We start from the raw sequence: 21,251 nt of genomic DNA on the forward strand, positions 1-21,251 counted from the left end.
CTCAACCGATGGTCTGGCCCCAGGCGACGGCCAGCTCATCCAGGGCCTGCGTCATCTCGGAGATCAGCGCCTGCGCGTACTCGCATTCGCGATGGCGCGCCGCAGCGCCGATGGCCGCGGCCTGGCGGGCCAACGGCGCTGCGTGCACGTTCTGGGCCGCCCCTTCGACGGTCTTCGCTTCGGTGGCGACGGTGTCGCAATCGTAGTTGCGCACCGCCGCGGCCATCAGCAGCAGCCGCTCGCGGGAGTCGTCCAGGAACAGCGTGAAGATCTCGGCGGCCAGGTCACGATCGCCGTCGAGCTGCTCGGCCAGCGCCCAGAGGTCGAACGCCACATCGGTGGCGGCATCGGCGGCGGGCGCGCGGCGGGTGAAACGGCCAGCACCCGTGTGATGGCTTCGCGCAGGCGATCGCCGCTGATCGGCTTAGCCACGTAGTCGTTCATGCCGGCCTCGGTACAGGCATCACGGTCCTCGCGCGAGACGTGACCGGTCATGGCGATCACCGGCACGTTGCGGTTCAACTCGCCGGCCTGGCCGGAGCGCAGGTTTCGCGTGGCCTCGAGCCCATCCATGCCGGGCATCTGCACATCCATGAACACGACATCGAAAGCGGATTCGGCGAGGGCAACCAGCGCCGCCTCGCCGTTGTCGGCGGTGCGCGCGGTCACGCCCAGCCGCTTCAGCATGCCGATCGCCACCTGCTGGTTGATGCGATTGTCCTCCACCAGCAGCACCGTGCGCCCGGCCAGTTGCTCGCGGCCTATCGTGACGGGCAGCGGCGCGACGATGACCGTCGACGCGGGCGCCGGCTCCAGCGGCAACGTGAACCAGAAGGTGGAGCCCCAGCCCTCGTCGCTCTCGACGCCGATGCGACCGCCCATGCGCTCGACCAGCATGCGACTGATGGCCAGGCCGAGGCCGGAACTGCCGCTGCCGGCGGCCAGGCCGGCGGTCGCCTGGCTGTAGGGCTGGAACAGGTGCGCCTGCTGCTCGGGCGAGATGCCGATGCCGGTGTCGGTGATGCGGAACTCGACCTTCACGCGCGGCGCCAGCGCCTCGGCCCGGCGCACGTGCAGCGTCACCCCGCCCTCGCGCGTGTACTTGAGCGCATTGCCCAGCAGGTTCAGGAGCACCTGCCGCAGTCGGCCCTCGTCGCCCAGGACCGGGTCGGGCAGGTCGCCATCGACCTGCAGCGCGAACGAGAGACCCAGGTCGTCGCACTGCACGGAGGTGATGTCGGCCAGCTCGCCCAGCAGGTCGTGCAGGTTGTACGGCGCGCGCACCAGCTCCAGCTTGCCGGCCTCCAGACGCGAATGGTCCAGCAGGTCGTTGATCAGCCGCACCAGGGCCCGCGCGCTGGAGTGGATGAGCCTGGCCGTGTGGCGCGCCTCGTCGTCGAGCTTCATGTCCGTGAGCAGGTCGGCCAGACCCATGACGGCATTCAGCGGCGTCCGCATCTCGTGCGCCAGCCCGGCAAAGAACTGCGTGCGCTGCAGGCCCGTCTGCTGCAGGGCCAGCGCACGCTGGTTCGCTTCGCTGATCGTGCGGGTGAGCTGCTGGTTGGCGACCGTGAGTTCGCCGGTGCGCTCGGCAAAGCGGCGCTCGAGCTGGCGATTGTGCTCCTGCAGCCGCAGCAGCGATGCGGCCAGGTCCATGCCGCCGGTCTCGGTCGCGTCGGGGCGCGGACGCACCAGCGCCACGACCAGGTCCTCTCCGTCCTCGCGCAACGCATGTGCCGCCACTTCCACCGTCAGCAGCGTGCCATCGGCGCGGCGAAGGCTGGTCATCTGGAGATCGCCGCCCTTCCCCGTCCACACCGAGCGATGCCGGATGCCGGCTTGCGCCCGCTCGTCCGGGGCGTGCAGGTCGACATGGCTTCGGCCGACGAGTTCGTCGCTCGAATATCCGCACAGCGCGCACGCGGCGGCGTTGGCCAGCACAATGCGCCCGCTCGGCCCGTCGGTCACGAAGACCGCGTCGGGCGCGTCGGCAAAGACACGCGCCAGCATTGCGAGCCGGGCCTGCCTGTTGTCGGGCGCTTCTGCGTTCACGACACTCTCCGGAATCGGGAATCCGGGCGGATGACGCCAGCGGACGTGGCCGGGCGCGGCCATGCCGTTCGCCAGAGGATCGGCACCAATCGGCGATTCTGTAGCCTCCGCTGCGGGTTGCGCCGGATTCGCTGCTAATACGGGATCAAAATGGTCTTGACAAACAAGACACATATATCCAATATTGTCTCCATTCGACACTTAAGCATGGAAACGGGAGGCTCCGGCCATGGCTGTGCGGAAGATCGTGCACATCGACGAGGACCTGTGCGACGGCTGCGGCGACTGCGTGCCGTCCTGCGCCGAGGGCGCCATCCAGATCATCGGCGGCAAGGCCGTGCTGCTGGCCGACAACCTCTGCGACGGGCTGGGCGCCTGCCTGGGCGAGTGCCCGCAGGGCGCCATCACGATCGAGGAGCGCGACGCCGACGACTTCGACGAGGAAGCCGTCCACGACCACATCACGCACATGCCCGACATGGGCCCGGTCGATCTCGGCGCGCTGATGGGCGGTCGCCTCGCGGCGGCGCCGCTGCCCGGCCCCGGTCACGGTCATGGCCACGGCCACGGCGGCTGTCCCGGTTCACGCATGCAGCACTTCCCGGTCGCGCCGGCCGCGGCACCGGCGACACCCACAGCCGCACCGACCCCGATGGCGGCTCCCGCACCCGCCGGCTCCGAACTGCGCCAGTGGCCGATCCAGTTGCACCTGGTCAACCCCACGGCTCCCTATTTCATGGGCGCCCACCTGCTGCTCGCCGCCGACTGCTGCGCCTTCGCCACCGCCGAGTTCCACCAGCGCTTCCTGCGCGGCAAGGCACTGGCGATGGCCTGCCCCAAGCTGGACCAGGGCCGCGAGATCTACCGCCAGAAGCTGACAGCGATGGTCGACCAGGCCCGCCTCGACACCATCACGGTGATGATCATGGAAGTGCCGTGCTGCACCGGCCTGCTCGGACTCGCGCAGGAAGCCGTCGCCGCCGCCGAACGCAAGGTGCCGATCAAGCAGGTGGTGCTGGGCGTGCAGGGGCAGGTGGTCCGCGAGGAATGGTGCTGAGAGGCGCGCGCCGGTTCAGGCGTCGTCGAACAAAATCTGCCGCAGCCAGGCCACAACGGTCGCGGTCGCCCGGGCCGATCCCGGGATGACCAGCAGCGTGTTGTCCCCAGCGACAGTGCCGATGATGTCCCGGTTGTGCTGCACGTCGATGAACTCGCCCACCGTATGGGCCGCGCCCGGGATCGTATGCACCACGATCAGCGATTCGTTGGCATTGATCCCCGTGACCTCCGCGCCCACGATGGGCCGCAGCGCAGCAGCCTCCGGTCCCGCCGGCAGCACGTATTGCTGCACGCCCCCGCGGGTGACCCAGTTCACGCCGAGCTCCTTCATGTCCCGCGACAAGGTGGCCTGCGTCACGCGGTAGCCGCGGCGGCCCAGCTCACGCTTCAGGTCTTCCTGCGAGGTGATGGTGCGGGCGGTGAGGATCTCCTTGATCGCCACCAGCCGGGCCGTCTTCGACATGGCAACTCCGCCGGCCGCCGGGACGATCAAGGCACAACCTCGGTCCCGACGCCGTCCTGCGTGAAGATCTCGAGCAGCAGCGAGTGCTTGACCCGGCCGTCGATGATATGGACCTTGCCCACGCCCGCATCCAGGGCCCCGAACGCGGACCTCAGCTTGGGCAGCATACCGCCGTCGACGTAGCCTGTCTCCACCAGTTCCGCGGCCCGCGCCCGCCCCAGCGAGGGCAGCAGCCGGCCCTGCACCAGCACCCCGGGAATGTCGCTCAGGTAGACCAGCTTCTCGGCCTTCAGCGCCGCGGCCAGCGCCCCGGCCGCGGTGTCGGCGTTCACGTTGTGGACCTCGCCGTTCGCATCGACCCCGATCGGGGCGATCACCGGCAGGACCTCCTGCGCCAGCAGCGACTCCAGGAAGGCCGTGTTGACCTGCTCCACCTCGCCGACCAGGCCCAGGTCGGCGCCGTCGTCGGCACGGTGGCGGGTCACCCGCAGCAGCGAGTTGTCCACGCCGCTCAGCCCCACGGCGCCGCCGTCGTGCCGGTTGATGCGCGCCACGATGTCCTGGTTCGTCTTGCCGCCCAGCACCATCTGCACCACCGACATCATCGCCGGGTCGGTGTACCGCACGCCGCCCACGAAGCGCGTCTCCAGCCCGATGCGGTCGGCCAGCCCCGTGATGTCCCGGCCGCCGCCGTGCACGATCACGACGCGGATGCCGATCTTCTTCAGCAGCGTGACGTCCTGGGCGAACGTCTCCTTCAGGTCGTCGTCCGTCATGGCTGCGCCGCCGTACTTGATCACGAACGTCGTGCGTTCGTACTGCTGGATGTAGGGCAGCGCCTGCACCAGCACCTCTGTCTTGTCGGCGAGCGAGGTCATCGCGGGCTCACGTCCTGTAGTTGGCGTTGATGGCGACGTATTCCTTCGACAGGTCGCAGGTCCAGAAGAACGCCGACCCGTCGCCCTGGTTCAGCCTGATCGAGATGACGATCTCGCGGCGCGAGAGCACTTCCTTCGCCGCCTCCTCCGAGAAATCGAGGCGGTAGTCCCGCCGCAGGATGGGCACGTCGCCGAAGTCGATCTCCACCTGCGCGGCGTCGAACGCCACGCCCGAACGTCCCAGCGCCGCCAGGATGCGCCCCCAGTTGGCGTCCTCGCCGTTGAGCGCGGTCTTCACCAGGTTCGAGTTGGCCACGGTGCGCGCCGCCTGCGCCGCCGCCGCCTCGTCCGCCGCGCCCGTCACGCGGATCTCCACGAACTTCGTGGCCCCCTCGCCGTCCATGACGATCATCTTCGCCAGCGTCACCAGCACGTGCTCGAGCGCCAGGTAGAACGCCTCGTACCCCGGCCCCTCGGTGGCGGTGATCACGGGGTTTCCCGCCATGCCGTTGGCCATCACGGCCACCATGTCGTTCGTGCTCGTGTCGCCGTCCACCGAGATGCGGTGGAACGAGCGGTCGACGGCCTGCCGTGTCGCAGCCTGGAGCACGGCCGGCGTCACCGCCGCGTCGGTGGTCACGAACGCCAGCATGGTCGCCATGTTGGGGGCGATCATGCCCGAGCCCTTCGCCATGCCGCCCACGGTCACCCGCACGCCGTCCACGACGCAGCGCACGGCCGACTCCTTGGCGAAGGTGTCGGTGGTGCGGATCGCCTCGGCCGCCGCGGTGCCGTCGTCGCCCAGCAGCTCGGCCGCCTGACGGATCCCGCGCTGGATGTTCTCCATGGGCAGGTACTGGCCGATCACGCCGGTCGAGGCGACGAGCACCTCGCCCTCGTCGATGCGGAGCGCGGCCGCCGTGCCCTCCACCATCGCCCACGCATCCTCGAGGCCGCGCTCGCCGGTGCAGGCGTTCGCATTGCCGCTGTTGACGACGATCGCGCGGACCATCCCGCCGGCGGCCATCTGCTCGCGACCGACCACCACCGGCGCTGCCACCACGCTGTTGGTCGTGAACATGGCGGCGGTCACCGCGGGCGTCGCGCTGACGACCAGCGCCACGTCCTTGCGCAGCTTCTTGATGCCGCAGTTCACGCCGGCGGCCTGGAAACCAATGGGGGCGGTGACGCCTTCGTGGGCGACTTCCATGGCAATCCTCGGTTCTACTGCAGGAGTGCGCGTTCGGGGCGTCCGAACGCGATGTTCAGGTTCTGCACGGCCTGGCCGGCGGCGCCCTTGACCAGGTTGTCGATCACCGACGTCACGACCAGCTTGCCGGTGTGGGGCTCCACGAACACCGCCAGATCGCAGTAGTTCGTGTGCTGCACGTCCTTCAACTCGGGAATGCGCACGCCGAAGCGGACGAACGGTTCCTTCAGGTAGTGCTCCGCATAGATGGAGCGCACGAGGGCCTCGGCCACCGGCTCCTTCAGGTCGGCGTGCACCGTGGTGTAGATGCCGCGCGAGACCGGCAGCAGGTGCGGCACGAACGACACCGTCACCGGCGCCCCCGCCACCCCGCCCAGCACCCCGGCAATCTCGGGCACGTGCTGGTGGTCGCCGATGCGGTACGCCCGCACGTTCCCGTCCATCTCGGCAAAGCTCAGCTCGGGTGCGCTGCTGCGCCCGGCGCCCGACACGCCCGACAACGAGTTGATGACGATGCCTTCGGGGCTCACGAGCCCGGCCTTCAGCGCCGGCAGCAGGGCCAGGATGGCGCCGGTCGGGTAGCAGCCCGGGTTCGCGATCAGCTTTGCGCCGCGCAGCCGTTCCCGGTTCAGTTCCGGCAGCCCGTACACCGCCTCGCCCAACAGGCGCGGCGCCGCGTGCGGCTTGCGGTAGTACTTCTCGTAGAGTTCGGCGGTCGGCAGGCGCAGGTCGCCGCCCAGGTCGATCACGCAGCCGACCCGGCCCAGCAGCGAGGGCGCGATCCGCATCGCCTCGCCCGAAGGCAGGGCGATGAACACGCAGTCGAGCCCCGCCAGCGCCTCGGCGTCGAAGGCGGTCAGCACCAGCGGCAGCCGCCCGGCCAGGAACGGGTGCACCTCGCCCACCGGCCGCCCGGCCTGGGCGTGGGCGGTGGCCACCTCGACGGTGATGTCGGCGGCGCCCGCCAGCAGGCGCAGCAATTCGCCCCCGGAGTAACCGGAGGCGCCCACGACGGCGACGCGGAGCGGCTGTTTCGTTGGGTTGTTCATGGTTCTTGCATAAATATGCATTGGTGTGCATAATTATGCAAGACCTTTTTCCAGGCAGGAGCCCATGAACCTGAACGACCGTGAACAGGCCGCCTTTTTCCCGACCTACAAGCGGCTGCCGCTCCAGGCTGTGCGCGGCGAAGGCCTTTACCTGTACACCGCCGATGGCGCCCGCTGGCTCGACCTGTTCGCCGGCATCGCCGTCAACGCCCTGGGCCACGCCCACCCGCGCGTGGTGGGCGCCATCACGGCGCAGGCACAGCGCTACATCCACCTGTCGAACTACTTCGCGCAGGAGCCGCAGGTGCGCCTGGCCGAGCTGCTGCTCCGGCACAGCGGCATGGCACGCGTGTTCTTCGCCAACAGCGGCACCGAGGCGATGGAGGGCGCCCTGAAGATCGCGCGCCGCCGGGGCGCCGGGCGCGGACAGTCGGGCCTGGTCGGCTTCAGCAACGCCTTCCACGGCCGCACGCTGGGCGCGCTGTCGATCATGGATCGCGCCAACTACCGCGACGGCTTCGGCCCCTTCCTCGAGGGCTGCGCGTCGCTGCCGTTCAACGATGTCGCCGCGCTGCGGGCCGGCGCGGGCCCCGGCACCGCTGCCGTGGTGCTCGAATGCGTGCAGGGCGAGGGCGGCGTCCGTCCCGTCACGCCCGCCTTCGTCGCCGCGTTGAAGGAGCTGCGCGACGAGCACGGCTTCCTCATCATCGCCGACGAGATCCAGAGCGGCGCCTTCCGCACCGGCCGCTTCCTGGCCGCCGACCACTTCGACCTGCAGCCCGACCTCGTCACGCTGGCCAAGCCGATCGGCGGCGGCCTGCCGCTGGGCGCCATCCTCGGCGCCGCTTCGGTGACCGACGTCCTGCAGCCGGGCCAGCACGGCACCACCTTCGGCGGCAACCCGGTGGCCTGCGCGGCGGGCATCGCCGTGCTGGAGGAGATCGAAGAGAGCGGACTCGCCGCACACACGGTGGCTGTGGGCGACTTCTTCCTGGCGCGGTTGCGGCAACTGGCCGCCGCGTTCCCCGCTCACGTAAAGGAAGCGCGCGGCCTGGGCCTGATGCTCGCGCTGGAGCTGCACGGCGAGGCCGAACCCGTCGTGGTCGCGATGCGCGAGCGCGGCATCCTCGTCAACGCCACCGACAAGACGGTGCTGCGATTCGTACCGCCGCTGGTGATCACGGAGGATGAGGTGGAGATCGCGGTGGGGGCGTTGCGTGAGGTGCTGGAGGGAATGGGATAAGGTGAGCGCAGGCGTCGGGAGTTGCGCCGGCGCAAGTGGGAACGGGAGCGGAACCCGGCGGCCTTTGCGATCGCGGCCGTCCCACACGGCCTGCCGGCATCAGAATCGAACACCGCGCGCGCTGCGGCGATAGTCAGCTGAAATCAAGTATTCACTGCTCCTTTCCTGTGGCCCCGCCTCCCGGTCCTGCTTTTATTCACCCTTCGTTTCGGGGCCATGCCCGGTACGGCGAGCGCCGGCTTCCATGCGTCCGCATATTCGCGACAAGACCACCAGCGGAGGTTCCGTCATGCTCGTACCGTTCGCCCGGCACCTTGGCCGGCTGTGCCTGCTTGTCGCCGCAATGGCCACCATCGCCGTGGCGCAGGGCGCGCCGGATGATGCTGGTGGACCCGGTGGCCCGGGCGGCCCGGGCGGCCCGCCCTCGCCTTCGTGGGGCCTCGGCGTCGTCGGCCTGGCGCAGCAGCAGGCATACGTCGGCATCGACCCGTTCTATATCGCGCTGCCGGCCGTCTATTTCGAGAACAGCTGGGTGCAGGTCATGGTGCCGCGCGTCAACCTCAACGCGCCCGCCTTCAAGCTGGGTCACGAACAGGAATTGTCCATCGGTGCCGGCGTCCAGCTGTTCGGATTCAACGGCTACCAACCCGACGACGCGCCGATCCTGGACGGCATGGCCGAGCGCAACAGCGGTCTCTTCGCGGGGCCCGTTGCCAGGTGGAACAACCCGATCGTCAATGTCTCGGCCGAGTGGATGCTTGATGCGAGCAGCAACAGCACGGGGCAACGTATCAGCCTCGGTCTCGAGCGGACCTGGTTCGTGGGCCGCAAGGTCATGCTCGCGCCGAGTGTCACCACGACCTGGCTTGATGCCGACTACGCGGACTACTACTACGGCGTGCGCACCTCCGAAGCGCGCGCAGACCGGCCTGCCTACATCGCCGGGCGCACGACCACAACCGACATCTCCCTGCGCACAACCTACCTGCTCGACCGGAAGCAGGCGTTGATCCTGCTGTTGCAGTGCGCCGTTCTCGGAAACGGCATCCAGGACAGCCCACTTGTCGACAGATCCATCGAGCCGATGATCCTCACCGGCTATCTCTATCGCTTACGGTGAGGATGCCGGACGCTTGAGCGGCGTGCACGACAAGTCCACGATTCCGACAATATCCCATCAATTGACGCCGTCCCCGGACACTCCCACCATCAAGCCCCGCCCCGCCCCGCCGATAATCAAATCAGCATTTCTCCTCTTTCCGGGAGTCGCCCCATGCGCCTGCTCACGCGTTCGGATTTCGACGGCCTGGCCTGCGCCGTGCTGCTGGTCGAGGCCGGCATCGTCGATGCGTTCGAGTTCGTCCACCCGAAGGACCTGCAGGACGGGCTGGTCGAGGTGACCGACAACGATGTGCTGGCCAACGTGCCCTACGTGCCGGGTTGCGGCCTCTGGTTCGACCATCACTCCAGCGAGCACGAGCGCCTGCGGCTGCTGAACGAACACGGCTTCACCGGCGACAGCCGCATCGTGCCGAGTTGCGCGCGCGTCATCTACGACTACTACGGCGGCGTGGCCTCGTTCGCCAAGTTCGACGAGAACGGGTTCATGGCGGCGGTCGACCGCTGCGACAGCGGCCAGTTGACGCCGCGCGAGATCCTCCATCCCACGGGCTGGTACCTGCTCTCGTTCATCATGGATCCGCGCACGGGCCTCGGCTACCACCGCGACTACCGCATCTCGAACTACACGCTGATGAAGGACCTCATCGAGTACTGCCGTTTCATGTCGCCCGAGCACATCCTGCGGCTGCCCGACATCCAGGAGCGCGTCACGCGTTACCACGCCCAGGAAGAGGAATTCGCGGCGATGATCCGCGACAACGCACATCTCGAGGGCAGTGTGCTGGTCATCGACCTCATGGATGTCGACGACATCAAGGCCGGCAACCGCTTCCGCGAGTACGCCATGTTCCCCGCGGCCAACATTTCCCTGCGCATCTTCTGGGGCAAGCTGCGCGAGAAGGTGGTCTTCACCTGCGGCCACAGCATCCTCAACCGCACCTCCACCGTGAACGTGGGCCAGCTGATGCTGCAGTACGGCGGCGGCGGCCACACGCGCGTGGGCTCGTGCCAGGTGGAAGTGGCGGACTGGCAGCGGGTGCGCAATGAACTGGTCGCGGCGATGGCAGAGGAGCCGGCGCAGCTCGGCTGAGTGCGGCAGGGTCAGCGGTCCCGGGCAACCGGCACCACGTACAGGGTGCCGCCCGCTTCCCAGGCAAATGACGCCCCATCGGGCGCGAACACGCCGGCATAGTCCTGCGCATAGCGACCAGGCTTCGTGTCGCGGGTGGTCGCCACGACCCAGGCATCCATCGCGATCGTATCGAGGATCCAGGCCGAGATCTCGCGCCCGGGATAGTCCTGGCCGGAGACGGGAACGGGCCGGCTCGTGAACACCGCCGCATATCGGCCGTCCGGCGACCAGGCCGTGGTGAGCCCGGCCAGTCCGCCCACCACCTGTACCAGGATCACATCGCTGCCGGTGGTGACGTTGCGGATGGAGACGACGGTCGTGTCGGGCCCATCGGCATGGACCACGAGCACGCCGCCATCGTCCCAGCGCAGCGGCTCGAGCGGCAGATTCCAGGCGGGAAGCCCCAGCGGCAGTGCTTCAACGCCAAGATTCGCGATGGTGAGCACGCGATGGTTGGGCGTCGACGGCGAACTGTCGCGCATCAGTAGTTTCGTTCCGTCCGGCGAGAAGGCGAGCGGCACCGCGACGGGCAGCGCGGCCACGACGACATCGTCGGCCAGGCGATGCACGGTGAGCGAGTCCGCCCCGAAGTACCACGGCGACGTCATCACGGCCAGCAGCGAGTCGCGCGGTGAGACGACGAAACGCACGCCGTCGGTCCAGGTGTGGCGACTGCCGTCAACGAGGGAGCGCCGCACCACCTGGTGCCCGGCCGGATCGGGAGGCCCGAAGGTCATCCCGAAATACACATCGGCGCCACTCGCGGACAATCCCAGGCGACGTGCGTACTCGTCGACCACCCGGTACGAGCCGGTTGCCGCGTCGATGGCCTGAAGCGCGTCGACATCGGTCGGCGGCACCGCCTGCACGCGGCCGGTTGCCAGGATCTCGTTCGTGGCCGCACTCCAGGCCAGAGATCCACCCGGTACCAGCCAGCCGGAAGGTCCCACCTGGCGTCCTTCGGGGGGGCCGGGGTCGGGAACCACGGGCGGTTTCGAGGATTCGGAGCAGCCGGCGAGGGCGACGATGAGAACCATCGTCAGTGCAGGCGCCATGATCCTGCTGTGTTGATGAACGGGGGATGGGCGGTTCACGTCATATCCCTTGATCAGAGCGGGGCCCTTCTCGCGGATATGAATATAGCACATTGAGTGCATGGCGCAGTCCCGGCTCTTGCGCCGGCGCAAGTCGAAGGTCTCAATCCCTGAACAATGCCTTCACCGCGCCCCACGACATCGACGACACGGCCACCGGAGGCCCGAAGTAGCCCGCCAGCCGGTACGTGCCGTCCACCTGGTCCTGGACGATGCCCACGTCCCGCGACACCCAGTGCTCGACGAGGTCGTTCTTGAGGTCGCTCTTGCCGGCAGCCACCTGCCCGCACAGGTCGTAGGTGCCGCCGAACATCGCCTTGGGCGGCCCGTCGGCGAAATTCCGCAGGCCGAAGCACACGAAGTCGCCTGCGGGCACGGTAATGGACTCTTCCGCCAGCACCTCGGTGCCGAAGTCCCAGAGACCGTACCAGGCGCCCGACGGCAGGATGTAGAAGTTCGACTGCTGCGACCAGGTCTGGCCAACCGTAAGCTCACCCTCGACCCACAGCAGCGGCGGCTCGTACCAGGCGCCCATGATGCCGCGCGTGAACCCGTGCAGCAGGGCGCCGCCGCCCGGCGCCAGACTCCAGTAGTTCACCAGCCCCTGGTTCGAGGGACTGATCACGTACTCGATGGGTTGCACCGTGTGCCCGTGAAAGTCGACCGGCAGGCCCACGACGCGCATCTCCAGCATCCCGTTGTCCAGCCGGTAGTTCCAGAAGTTGCCGGTGGCCAGCGGCAGGTAGTGCTGCGCCGCGCAGGTCGTCGCGATCAGCAGGAAGGTCAGGATCATCGTCAGCTTCTTCATGATCGCCTCCGTATCGACGCCGCAGGCGCCCGCATCACCGTTTCCGGTTGCTCCCCATTGTAGCACGGCCGGCAGGCAAACAGCGGCGTCATTGGGAAAGGCGCGGATGCCGCCGACGACCGGCAGCTGAATGCCGTGAATACCGGCGGGAGTGCTTCGCGTGGCCTATACATCACTTCCATGAAATTGGTGGCCATATTCAACAGCCGGGCCCTACTCTGACGGCCACACTCACCGAATAACAACGGCCCCATCCGGGTATCGGCCCTGCAACCGTTGACAAGCCCGCTGGACAGTCCCAAAGCAAGGGGGAGCGGATCATGGCATGGTCGCGAAAGACCACGAGCGGCAGCCTTCGCCAGGCGATAACGGCCGCGGCAGCCCTGTTGATGGTGACCACGGGCGCGCTCGCCGCGTTCGCGGCCCCCGCGATCACCGTCAAGGACGGCGTCACCCGCGTTGCGAACGGCGCGCAGCCGAGCGGGAAGCGCGAAGTCGTCACGTTGCAGGAGGCCTGGCGCGTCGGCGGCGACGAGGGTGAGGACTTCTTCGGCCTGATCACCCAGGTCCGCGTGGGCAAGGACGGCCGCATCTACCTGCTCGACACGCGCCTGGCCGAGGTGCCCGTGTACGACCGCGAGGGCAAGCGCGTCGCGACGCTCAGCCGCGAGGGCGACGGACCCGGTGAATCGCGCCTGCCGGCCAACCTGGTGTTCATGCCCGACGGCACGCTGGGACTGGCGCAGATCTTCCCGGGTAAGATCATCAAGATCAACCTCGACGGCAGTCCTGCCGGCTCGTTCACGCCCGGAGGGGCCGATCCCACGCAGGGTGGTTTCCTGCAGCTGTTCGACTGCAGCGCCAACGGATCCGACCTGGTCGTGACCGCGGAGTCGATCGCGCAGGCCGGTACCGCCGGCCAGGACCGCACCAACTACGTGGCGTTGATGGATGCCGCCGGCAAGGAGAAGGTGCGCTTCCTCGAGCGCAAGAGCCACCTCGACTTCGCCGCCTTCGAGTTCAACGAGGACAAGACCGACCGCGTCGACTTCCGCAAGGTCGCCGTGGGCAGGGACGGTCGCGTGTACATCGCCGGCACGCGCAACCGTTACGCGATCGACGTCTACGGCAAGGACGGCAAGCTGCAGCGCGTGATCGAGCGAGCCTTCGAGCATCGTGCCCGCACGGACGAGGAATACCAGCGCCTGCAGACCATGGTCCAGGCGCAGCTCGCGCAGCTGCCGGGTGCGAAGGTCGCCATGTCGCACAACGAACCCGACATCTCCGCCATCGAGTTCGGCAGCGACGGCAACCTGTGGGTCTCGAACAGCCGCTCCGGCCACGGCCAGCCGGCCGGCATCATGTTCACCTGGGACGTCTTCACGCCCGACGGTGAATTCATTAAGCAGGTGTCGGCGAAGTGCGCCGGCGACGGCAAGGAAGACTCACTGATCTGGACGCCCGACGGCAACGCGGTGCTGGTGACCGGTTTCCTCGAGGCCGCATTGTCGCTGCAGGGCGGCGGCGGCGCCGCTGACGACGACAAGGAAGCCCCGCCGATGGAGGTCGTGTACCTCAAGCGAGTTGGGAGCTGAGGTCGGCACAGGCCAATGAGGCGGGACTTGCGCCGGCGCAAGTGACGGCGATGGCACAAATGGCGGCGGCGGCTCACTTGCCGCCGCCGCCGTTCGCCTGCTGGCCCCGCCTCATCTGACCAGGCTGAGCCCCACGACCGCGCCGGAGTCCTGGCCGTCCACGGACAGCCGTGCACGGTACGCCCCACTGGGCGCCTCGCGCCCTTCGCGATCGCGCCCGTCCCACACGGCCTGGTGGCGCCCGGCCACGTAGTCGCCGGCGCCGACGACGGCCACCAGCTCCCCACGTACCGAGTAGATGCGCACTTCCGCGCGCCCAGGCATCGACATCTCGAACGCGAGCGTCACCTGCGGATTGAAGGGGTTCGGCCACGCAGCCAGCCGCGGAGCCGCCGGCACATCCGGCACGGCGGTCACCCAGGTCTTCTCGCGCAACTCGAGCCGCGTGGTCGCCGCCGGCAGCAGGTAGGAAGTCTGCGCGCGCAGCGACGGCACCACCACCTGGCCCGCCGCAGGCAGGTACAGTTCAGCATCGACACCGGCGGGCCAGCCGGCCGCATCCCACTGGAGCATGGCGGGACCCGGGCTGGTCACCTGGGCCTCCACGATCCAGGCCGGCGCCACGTCGGCGAGGCCCTGGAGATCGCGAGCGAACGCGGCGCCCGCGGCCAGCCCCCACTCCGGGCGCTGACTCGACAGGCGCGGACCGCCGGCCGGCGACGGCGGCGGCAGCGGCCGGTCCACCAGCGGGTCGAAGCCGGCGGTGGCCTCGGTGCGACGACCCACCGTGAGCACGCCCTGACGGCCAAGCGCATCGGCCAGCGTGAGATTCGCCTCCCACGCTGCCGCGTTCTTCGCCACGGGCGCGGGCGCAGAGGACTCCTTCGCCGCCAGGAAATTCTCCCAGTGGAAGAACAGCGACAGCCCGTCCGTGAGTGCGTTCACCCAGTAGCCGTGCCAGGGCTGCAGCTCCGACGCGACGGCATAGTCGCCGTTCGCCGCATTCCATGTCTGCAGGTCGGGCGAGACCAGGCCCAGCTGCGCCGCCGCACCCCAGGTGTGCGCGGTTGAGCCTTGCACCACGCGCAGGCCCGCCGGCGAACCCGGGAACCAGTTCGCACAACCCACCAGGTTCCAGCCCGCGCTGAGCGGCACGGTCTCGCCGTCCAGGTCGCGCGATCCGGCCATGGTCCAATCGTAGGCCTCGCTGGTCGCCAGCCAGTAACCGGTGCCCGGGTGGACCATCGTTGTGGCGCCGAGCTGCGTGTAGCCGGTGCCCTGGTCGTAGTCGTAGACGACCTGCGTGCCCGGCGCGGGGTAGTCGATCAGGCTGAGCACCGTGGAACCGACCTGCGGTGTCAGCGGAAGGCCGATCATGGACCAGCCGGCCGCAAGGGGGCGACTTGTAGGGGTGAGTTCGGGAGGCAGGTCCATTGGGCCCATGATGAGTTCGTAGCGAAGTGTGACGGCGCCGGGACTGGCGTCCGGGATGGTCAGGGTCGGAGACGAGGTCGCCGAGAATATGTCGTGAAGCGCGCCCGTCTGCAGGTCATGCAACCGCAGCTCCCCAGGACCCCATTCCCAATTCAAGCCGAAGTCGAAGGTCAGGTCACCGCCGACACTGGTCTCCACCAGCAGCGGCCAGACACGATAGTCTGTGTACCACTCCCACTGCCAGCGGTCACGGTAGTCGGTACGGAAGCGCGGCCCGACGACCCAATCCGCATGCTCGAAACTCACCGTGACGATGTTGTCCGGCGCAGGCGGCGGGGACGGCATGTCGTAGTCCGGGTCGTACGCATCGGTCGCAGCGGCGCGGGTGCCGGCCACGATAGTCTGGCTTGTGGCCCCACTGACCGAAACGGTCACTTCCGTCCGGACCTGGAACGAGGGGCCTTCGCTGCACGGCGGGTAGATGGGGGCGAATCCGTTTACCGAGGCCACGGGCACCTCGACGTCGCACGAGGACACGTTGCACTGTCTGGGCACGCCATTGCCGAAGACGATCGGTAGATCGCCCGGCAGCGTCTGCGTCGTCCCCGGGCCGACGTAGAAATCGAGTGATCCCGACGCGAACAGCAAGTACTGCAGGCTGGCGAGCACGACCACACCGCCGACGACGGGATACGGCGTTGCCGCAGTGACAGCGAAGCCGTCGGGCGAGGGATCGGCATCCACGGCGTCGACGCCCAGGTCCATGGCGAGCACGTACGAAGGGACCCCCACATGTGTGACGGTGCATTCATAGCCGTCCACGGGACCGAACGGGGCATCCAGAATCAGGTAGGCCGTGAAGGGAGTGAAGGCCGGAACGTTCGTGTAGGCGATATACCCGGCCGTGTCGAAATAGACACCTAAAATGTCCGGATTGACGTCCAAAGTAGCGTGCGCAGGAACCGGCGTCAGGATAAAGGTCAGCAACATCAGCCACATGCATCCGGCAAACGACCTCATGGCGTGCCCTCCGGACTGGAATGTCATGCAGGATCGGGATCCGTTACGGTTGCCATACTACCACGGGCCATGGGGCAGAAGCCAGAATCTCTCGTGCCGGCCGCATCGCGTCACCTCCACTTCATCGCTGGTGAAAAGAGGTGGCGGACGGCCGGAACTTGCGCCGGCGCAACTCCCGCCTACCGCACCAGGCTCAACGACACCACCCCACCCCGCTCACGCCCACCAACCCACAGCCGCGCGAAGTAGGTCCCGCTCGGAACCTGCCGCCCCTGCCGGTCGCCGCCCTCCCACACCGCTTCGTGCCGTCCGGCCGCATAGTGGCCCGCTCCAACCGTCGCCACGAGTTCGCCGCGCAAAGAGTAGATGCGCACCTCGGCATCCCCGGCTTCCGGCAACTCGAAAAACATGGTCGTGCGCGGGTTGAACGGGTTGGGCACGTTCGGCAGCAGCCTCGGTCCGCCAGACGCACGCACAGCCGGCACACCCGAGACCACAGGCGGGAACAGGAATCGCAGCGCGCCGGGGAATCGGCTCGCCCAGTACGCCTCGTTGTGGCGGCCGCCGGCCTGCTCGACCACCAGCAGGTCGTCGTTCGGCACGAAGCCCTGCCCGATCAGCAGGTCGCGCAGCGCGCGCAGGTCGTCGATGGAGTCGTCGATGCCGTTGCCGTCGGCGTCCTGCGTGGAGCCTGACTCGAGCGTGCCCATGTCCGTGTAGATCATTGCCGCCGCCGGCTTCGGCCCGGGCGCCACGTAGTCGAGCAGCTCGTTCCCGCTCCACCAGATCGACGGCGACAGGCCGGCGATACGTCCGAACATGTCCGGCCGCGCATACGCCGCGTACAGCGACATGAGCCCGCCCAGCGACGAGCCGGCCAGTCCCGTCTGCGCCGGTCCGGCCAGGGTGCGGTAGGTGGTGTCGACCCACGGTATGAGCACGTCGGCAAAGGCCTGCAGGTGCGCGTCGGCGCCGCCGCCGGCGCCATAGTTCGGGTCGTACCACGGCGTGTATTCGTTGAGCCGCGCGCCGCCGCCGTTGTCCACGGCCACGACGATCACCGGCGCCATCTGGCCCGTGGCGATCAGCGTCTCGCACGATTCGTCCACCTGCCACTCGCCGGCGAAGCTGGTGGCGGCGTCGAACACGTTCTGGCCGTCGAACATGTAGAGCACCGGATAGCGGCGCGAGGTCTCGACGTGGTAGCCCGGCGGCAGGTAGACCCACACGCGACGCCCGTTCAGGAAGCCGGGCACCGTGTGCGTGGTGACGTCGCCGGTGATGGTGCTGCCGGCCGGCAGGTCGGCCCAGTTGGCCACGGTCAGGTTGAGCGTGGCCGGTCCCGTCACCGCGTAGGACCGGTTGGGAAGTTCCTCACCACTGGACCCCTTCTCGACCTTGTCCCAGGCCCCGCGCGTGAACTTGTACTGGACGGTGGCGCCCACCGTCAGGTCGAGCGTGATCTCGTAGAGACGGCCGCCCAGGCTGGTCAGGCGGTGCGTCGCGCTGCCGGGATTCCAGCCCTGGAAATCGCCGGTGATGTAGACGGGATCGAGCGCGGGCGTCGTCGCCGGAGCGGTGACCCGGAACGTGACGGGCGCGACAGCCTGGGGCGCCGCAAAGGCCGCCGGCAACGGCAGCAACGCAAGAACAGTGATAACACCCAGGAAGAGGCGACTTGCGGGAGAAAGCAGCATGGGATCGCCTTCGGCAGGGGAACGGCAATGCGCGCGAGCAGGGACGATCATACCACCGGCGCCGGAGCCGGTTCAAGGCGCCCGCCGCTCAGTGCAGCGCCACGCCCCGTCGCGACGATTCGCCCTCGGCATCCGCAGCGCAGGACCCGCCGTCAGTGCCCTTCACCGCCGGACACGACCCCGACCCCGCACACGACGAACACCCGCCCGGCTTCCTCATCGCGCGCACCAGCGACCGCACCGCCCAGGCTCCCGCCGCGGCCACGAGCAGCCCCACGGCGACCAGCTCCCACGAAAAGCCCATCACCCCACCCCCAGCTTCAGCAGCATCCCCACCTGGTACACGCCGAAGGTGATGACCCAGGCCAGCGCCGTCAGGCCCAGGGTCTGCGCCAGCGCGAACTTCACGCTGCCGGACTCCTGCCTGGTGATGGCGAAGGTGGCGATGCACGGCGTGGCGATGAGCGCGAACATCATGATGCACAGGCCCACCAGCGGCGTGTAGCGCGCACGCAGCTGTTCACGCAGCTGGTCGGAGGTCTCGTCGGCCTCGCCCACCGCGAACACGATGCCCATCTGCGCCACGAACACTTCCTTGGCGGCGGTGGCGCCCACCAGCGCGGTGCCGATGCGCCAGTCGAAGCCCAGCGGGCTGATCAGCGGCTCGAGCACATGACCCACGCGACCGGCCACCGAGTAGGTCAACTCGGCCGACTGCCGCTGCGCCGGGTCGACGATCTGCTCGTAGGGCACGCCCGCCGGCAGTCCGCTATCGGCCGGCGGCACCCAGCCCGCGGGCGGCTTGGGATAGAAGGTCAGGCACCAGAGGATGATCGAAGCGCCGAGGATCACGGTGCCGGCCTTCTTCACGTACAGCCAGGCCCGCGTCCACATCTGGATGAGCAGGCTGCGCGCGGTCGGCAGGCGGTACGGCGGCAGCTCCATCACGAACGGCGTGTTCTCGCCGCGGAACAGCGTCGCCCGCAGCAGCCGCGCGCCCAGCAGCGCCAGCACAATGCCCGTCACGTAGATGATCCACAACACCGGCCCCTGCGAGCGCGGCGCGAAGAAGGCGGGAATCATCAGCGCATAGATGGGCAACCGCGCGCCGCAGCTCATCAGCGGCAGCACCATCATGGTGATGAGCCGGTCGCGCCTGCTCTCGAGCGTGCGCGTCGCCATGATCGCCGGGATGGTGCAGCCGAACCCGATCAGCAGCGGGATGAAGCTCTTGCCGTGCAGCCCCACCTTGCTCATGAACCGGTCCATGACGAAGGCCGCGCGCGCCATGTACCCGGTGCCTTCCAGCACGGCAATGGCCATGAACAGCAGCACGATGTTCGGCAGGAAGACGATGACGCCGCCGACGCCGCCGATGATGCCGTCGACCAGCAGCGACTGCAGGTGGCTCTGCGTACCGACCGGCCACAGCCCCGTGATGAAATTGCCCAGCACGCTGAAGCCGCGGTCGATCAGGTCCATCAGCGGATTGCCCAGCGAGAACGTGAGCGTGAACACCACGTACATCATCGCCAGGAAGATGGGCACGCCCCACACCGGGTGCATGGCCACGCGGTCGATGCGGTCGCTCATCTCCACGCCGCGACCGGTCGTGACCTGGCGGCAGACCTCGCTGCACAGCCGCCCGATGTACTCGTAGCGCAGCCGCGCCAGCAGGATGTCGGGATCGTCGGTGGTGGTGGTGGCGAACTCGGCGGCGATGACGGCGGCGCCGTGGCGCACGCTGTCGGCCATCGCCCCCTCGAGAACGTGACTGTCGTTCTCCAGCAGCTTCAGCGCCTGCCAGCGCCGATGCGGCGACTCGGGCAGCAGTTCCTCGATGCGCGCCACCGCCGACTCGACCGTGGGCCCGTAGTTCACGTGCCCGCCGATGGCCCGCTGCGGCGCCGCCAGCGAACCGAGCCCCGGCCCGGCGTCGCGGCACTGGTCGGCGGTGCCCGGCAGGTGCACGCGGCTGTTGGCCGCCTCGAGCACGGCGCCGATGATGCCGTCCATCCCCTGGTTGCGGTTGCCGACGGCCGGCACCACGGGCACACCCAGGCGCTGCGACAGGCGATGGTGATCGATGATCATCCCGCGGTCGCGCGCCGCATCCGACATGTTCAGCACCACGACCAGCGGCCGACCGATCTCCAGCAGCTCGGTGGTCAGGTACAGGTTGCGCTCGAGGTTCGAGGCATCGACCACGTTGATGACGACGTCGGGCGCATGGTTCAGCAGGTAGTCGCGGGCGACCAGTTCCTCTTCCGAGAACGCGGTGAGGCTGTAGGTGCCGGGCAGGTCGACCAGGTTCAGGCGCAGGTCGCCGCGGCGCACCAGGCCCTCTTTCCACTCCACGGTCACGCCGGGGTAGTTGCCCACGTGCTGCCGCGCGCCGGTCAGGTTGTTGAAGATGGTCGTCTTGCCGGAATTGGGATTGCCGGCCACGGCCACGGTGAGGGTCCTGTCGAGGGTGCTCGTCACGTTGTCCCCGGCCTGCCTATTCCACGAGGATGCGCGCCGCCATGCCGCGCCCGATCACGATGCGGCTTCCCCGCACCGCCACCACGAACGGACCCTGGCCCGAATTCTGGATCACTTCGAGTTCCGCCCCGGGCAACAGGCCCAGCGCCGCCATCCGCCCCCGCAACTGGCGCCCGCCGTCGATCGACTTCAGCACCGCGCGCGTTCCCTCATGCACCATCGTCAGCGGCATGTCACTGCGCCTCCTTCGGGCGCGCGGCATCGACCGCATCCTTGGGCAAGAGATCGCTCAGCTGCATGTCGCCCCCGCACTCGTCGCGCCCGCACGTCCCGTTGTGGGAGCCCGGCGCACGGTTGCAGAAGAACCCGGCGGCATCATCCCAGCGCACATCGTTCTGTGGACAGCTCTCGAAGTACTCGACGAACCGCACCAGCCGGTTGAGCACCCCGCCGCTCACTGCATGCTCGAGCCGGCACGCCTCCGCGTCGGCCTCGGCATCGGGCAGCCCCAGCACATGGTTCAGGAACTTCGAGAGCGTCTCGTGCCGCCGCACCACGCCCAGCGCCAGGGCCTCGCCCGCGTCGGTGAGCGTGATCACATCGTAGGGCGCGTAGTTGATGAGCTTCTTCTCGGACAGCGATCGCAGTGCCTGCGTGACCGACGAATTGTGCACACCCATGCGCAGGACAATGTCCTTGGCACGCGCCGCCCCTTTCGCCGCCACCGTATGGTAGATGGCCTCCAGGTAGTCCTCGAGGCTGGCGCTCAGCTGCAGCTCTTCCGCTCTCATGACCGGCTCCCGGGCCCAATTTCGAAAATGCTGTTTCAATGGCGACAAAACTTTTTTGTCTCGCCAAAGATCGGTCAAATACCGCCCGGAGTAAAGAAAATTCTCATGGGAGGCAACCCC

General features: G+C 68.3%; 19 protein-coding genes. 5 read left to right on the top strand and 14 right to left on the bottom strand.

Annotated elements, in window-relative coordinates; all coding sequences use genetic code 11:
- Position 1 precedes the first annotated feature (1 nt).
- Positions 2–334 (bottom strand): Hpt domain-containing protein, encoded by a 333-nt coding sequence (locus tag IPG61_17335; GenBank protein ID MBK6735803.1) that lies wholly within the window; start codon positions 332–334, stop codon positions 2–4.
- Entirely contained in the window at positions 226–2,052 is a 1,827-nt protein-coding gene (locus tag IPG61_17340) for a response regulator (GenBank protein MBK6735804.1), read from the bottom strand. Before IPG61_17340 ends, IPG61_17335 begins: the two co-directional genes overlap by 109 nt.
- 229 nt (positions 2,053–2,281) lie before the next feature.
- On the opposite strand from IPG61_17340, the gene IPG61_17345 reads away from it, so the two are divergent.
- Complete coding sequence (locus tag IPG61_17345) at positions 2,282–3,109, top strand: 4Fe-4S ferredoxin (GenBank protein ID MBK6735805.1); 828 nt, start codon at positions 2,282–2,284, stop codon at positions 3,107–3,109.
- A 15-nt stretch (positions 3,110–3,124) separates the two neighbouring features.
- Here IPG61_17345 and IPG61_17350 read toward each other — a convergent pair whose 3' ends face one another.
- From IPG61_17350 to argC, 4 genes are read right to left on the bottom strand one after another with little or no spacing between them, the layout of a single operon-like run.
- Complete coding sequence (locus IPG61_17350; GenBank protein MBK6735806.1) at positions 3,125–3,574, bottom strand: arginine repressor; 450 nt, start codon at positions 3,572–3,574, stop codon at positions 3,125–3,127.
- A 26-nt stretch (positions 3,575–3,600) separates the two neighbouring features.
- On the bottom strand, positions 3,601–4,452 hold the full coding sequence (gene argB, locus IPG61_17355) for an acetylglutamate kinase (protein ID MBK6735807.1): 852 nt from the start codon (positions 4,450–4,452) through the stop codon (positions 3,601–3,603).
- 7 nt (positions 4,453–4,459) lie between these two features.
- A complete protein-coding gene (gene argJ, locus IPG61_17360) occupies positions 4,460–5,662 on the bottom strand; it encodes a bifunctional glutamate N-acetyltransferase/amino-acid acetyltransferase ArgJ (GenBank protein MBK6735808.1) in 1,203 nt (400 codons plus the stop codon).
- A gap of 14 nt (positions 5,663–5,676) precedes the next feature.
- Positions 5,677–6,711: an N-acetyl-gamma-glutamyl-phosphate reductase gene (gene argC, locus IPG61_17365; GenBank protein MBK6735809.1), complete on the bottom strand. Its 1,035-nt coding sequence runs from the start codon at positions 6,709–6,711 to the stop codon at positions 5,677–5,679.
- A 64-nt stretch (positions 6,712–6,775) separates the two neighbouring features.
- Between argC and IPG61_17370 the strand changes: the two genes are divergently transcribed.
- The 3 genes from IPG61_17370 (at position 6,776) to IPG61_17380 (ending at position 10,166) form a co-directional block, all read left to right on the top strand.
- Positions 6,776–7,954 carry an acetylornithine/succinylornithine family transaminase gene (locus tag IPG61_17370; GenBank protein ID MBK6735810.1) on the top strand — a complete coding sequence of 393 codons (1,179 nt, stop codon included), beginning with the start codon at positions 6,776–6,778 and terminating at the stop codon, positions 7,952–7,954.
- 289 nt (positions 7,955–8,243) lie between these two features.
- Positions 8,244–9,074 (top strand): MipA/OmpV family protein, encoded by an 831-nt coding sequence (locus IPG61_17375; protein ID MBK6735811.1) that lies wholly within the window; start codon positions 8,244–8,246, stop codon positions 9,072–9,074.
- Between the two features lie 153 nt (positions 9,075–9,227).
- Positions 9,228–10,166, top strand: coding sequence for an exopolyphosphatase (locus IPG61_17380; GenBank protein ID MBK6735812.1), 939 nt, complete (start codon positions 9,228–9,230; stop codon positions 10,164–10,166).
- 11 nt (positions 10,167–10,177) lie between these two features.
- Here IPG61_17380 and IPG61_17385 read toward each other — a convergent pair whose 3' ends face one another.
- A complete protein-coding gene (locus tag IPG61_17385) occupies positions 10,178–11,158 on the bottom strand; it encodes a PD40 domain-containing protein (GenBank protein MBK6735813.1) in 981 nt (326 codons plus the stop codon).
- Between the two features lie 247 nt (positions 11,159–11,405).
- Positions 11,406–12,110 (bottom strand): hypothetical protein, encoded by a 705-nt coding sequence (locus tag IPG61_17390; protein ID MBK6735814.1) that lies wholly within the window; start codon positions 12,108–12,110, stop codon positions 11,406–11,408.
- Between the two features lie 320 nt (positions 12,111–12,430).
- On the opposite strand from IPG61_17390, the gene IPG61_17395 reads away from it, so the two are divergent.
- A complete protein-coding gene (locus IPG61_17395; GenBank protein ID MBK6735815.1) occupies positions 12,431–13,705 on the top strand; it encodes a hypothetical protein in 1,275 nt (424 codons plus the stop codon).
- Between the two features lie 111 nt (positions 13,706–13,816).
- On the opposite strand, the gene IPG61_17400 is transcribed toward IPG61_17395, so the two are convergent.
- The 6 genes from IPG61_17400 to IPG61_17425 all read right to left on the bottom strand — a co-directional run bounded on the left by IPG61_17400 (position 13,817) and on the right by IPG61_17425 (position 21,131).
- Positions 13,817–16,159 (bottom strand): hypothetical protein, encoded by a 2,343-nt coding sequence (locus IPG61_17400; GenBank protein ID MBK6735816.1) that lies wholly within the window; start codon positions 16,157–16,159, stop codon positions 13,817–13,819.
- A gap of 179 nt (positions 16,160–16,338) precedes the next feature.
- Positions 16,339–17,856 carry a hypothetical protein gene (locus tag IPG61_17405; protein ID MBK6735817.1) on the bottom strand — a complete coding sequence of 506 codons (1,518 nt, stop codon included), beginning with the start codon at positions 17,854–17,856 and terminating at the stop codon, positions 16,339–16,341.
- Positions 17,857–17,944: 88 nt separating this feature from the next.
- The gene (locus IPG61_17410; protein MBK6735818.1) at positions 17,945–18,160 is read right to left on the bottom strand and encodes a FeoB-associated Cys-rich membrane protein; all 216 of its coding nucleotides are present in this window, start codon (positions 18,158–18,160) and stop codon (positions 17,945–17,947) included.
- On the bottom strand, positions 18,160–20,340 hold the full coding sequence (gene feoB, locus IPG61_17415) for a ferrous iron transport protein B (protein ID MBK6735819.1): 2,181 nt from the start codon (positions 20,338–20,340) through the stop codon (positions 18,160–18,162). Before feoB ends, IPG61_17410 begins: the two co-directional genes overlap by 1 nt.
- A gap of 16 nt (positions 20,341–20,356) precedes the next feature.
- A complete protein-coding gene (locus IPG61_17420) occupies positions 20,357–20,572 on the bottom strand; it encodes a ferrous iron transport protein A (GenBank protein ID MBK6735820.1) in 216 nt (71 codons plus the stop codon).
- Position 20,573: 1 nt separating this feature from the next.
- Positions 20,574–21,131 (bottom strand): metal-dependent transcriptional regulator, encoded by a 558-nt coding sequence (locus IPG61_17425; GenBank protein ID MBK6735821.1) that lies wholly within the window; start codon positions 21,129–21,131, stop codon positions 20,574–20,576.
- Positions 21,132–21,251: the final 120 nt, after the last annotated feature.

It is taken from the genome of bacterium (assembly GCA_016703265.1).
Taxonomy (GTDB): domain Bacteria; phylum Krumholzibacteriota; class Krumholzibacteriia; order LZORAL124-64-63; family LZORAL124-64-63; genus CAINDZ01.

Excerpts from the sequence above, each read along its gene's own strand:
- IPG61_17345 (MBK6735805.1), top strand. The coding sequence starts at position 2,282 with ATGGCTGTGCGGAAGATCGTGCACATCGACGAGGACCTGTGCGACGGC.
- IPG61_17350 (MBK6735806.1), bottom strand. The coding sequence starts at position 3,574 with ATGTCGAAGACGGCCCGGCTGGTGGCGATCAAGGAGATCCTCACCGCC.
- argB (MBK6735807.1), bottom strand. The coding sequence starts at position 4,452 with ATGACCTCGCTCGCCGACAAGACAGAGGTGCTGGTGCAGGCGCTGCCC.
- argJ (MBK6735808.1), bottom strand. The coding sequence starts at position 5,662 with ATGGAAGTCGCCCACGAAGGCGTCACCGCCCCCATTGGTTTCCAGGCC.
- argC (MBK6735809.1), bottom strand. The coding sequence starts at position 6,711 with ATGAACAACCCAACGAAACAGCCGCTCCGCGTCGCCGTCGTGGGCGCC.
- IPG61_17370 (MBK6735810.1), top strand. The coding sequence starts at position 6,776 with ATGAACCTGAACGACCGTGAACAGGCCGCCTTTTTCCCGACCTACAAG.
- IPG61_17375 (MBK6735811.1), top strand. The coding sequence starts at position 8,244 with ATGCTCGTACCGTTCGCCCGGCACCTTGGCCGGCTGTGCCTGCTTGTC.
- IPG61_17380 (MBK6735812.1), top strand. The coding sequence starts at position 9,228 with ATGCGCCTGCTCACGCGTTCGGATTTCGACGGCCTGGCCTGCGCCGTG.
- IPG61_17390 (MBK6735814.1), bottom strand. The coding sequence starts at position 12,110 with ATGAAGAAGCTGACGATGATCCTGACCTTCCTGCTGATCGCGACGACC.
- IPG61_17395 (MBK6735815.1), top strand. The coding sequence starts at position 12,431 with ATGGCATGGTCGCGAAAGACCACGAGCGGCAGCCTTCGCCAGGCGATA.
- IPG61_17400 (MBK6735816.1), bottom strand. The coding sequence starts at position 16,159 with ATGAGGTCGTTTGCCGGATGCATGTGGCTGATGTTGCTGACCTTTATC.
- IPG61_17405 (MBK6735817.1), bottom strand. The coding sequence starts at position 17,856 with ATGCTGCTTTCTCCCGCAAGTCGCCTCTTCCTGGGTGTTATCACTGTT.
- IPG61_17410 (MBK6735818.1), bottom strand. The coding sequence starts at position 18,160 with ATGGGCTTTTCGTGGGAGCTGGTCGCCGTGGGGCTGCTCGTGGCCGCG.
- IPG61_17420 (MBK6735820.1), bottom strand. The coding sequence starts at position 20,572 with ATGCCGCTGACGATGGTGCATGAGGGAACGCGCGCGGTGCTGAAGTCG.
- IPG61_17425 (MBK6735821.1), bottom strand. The coding sequence starts at position 21,131 with ATGAGAGCGGAAGAGCTGCAGCTGAGCGCCAGCCTCGAGGACTACCTG.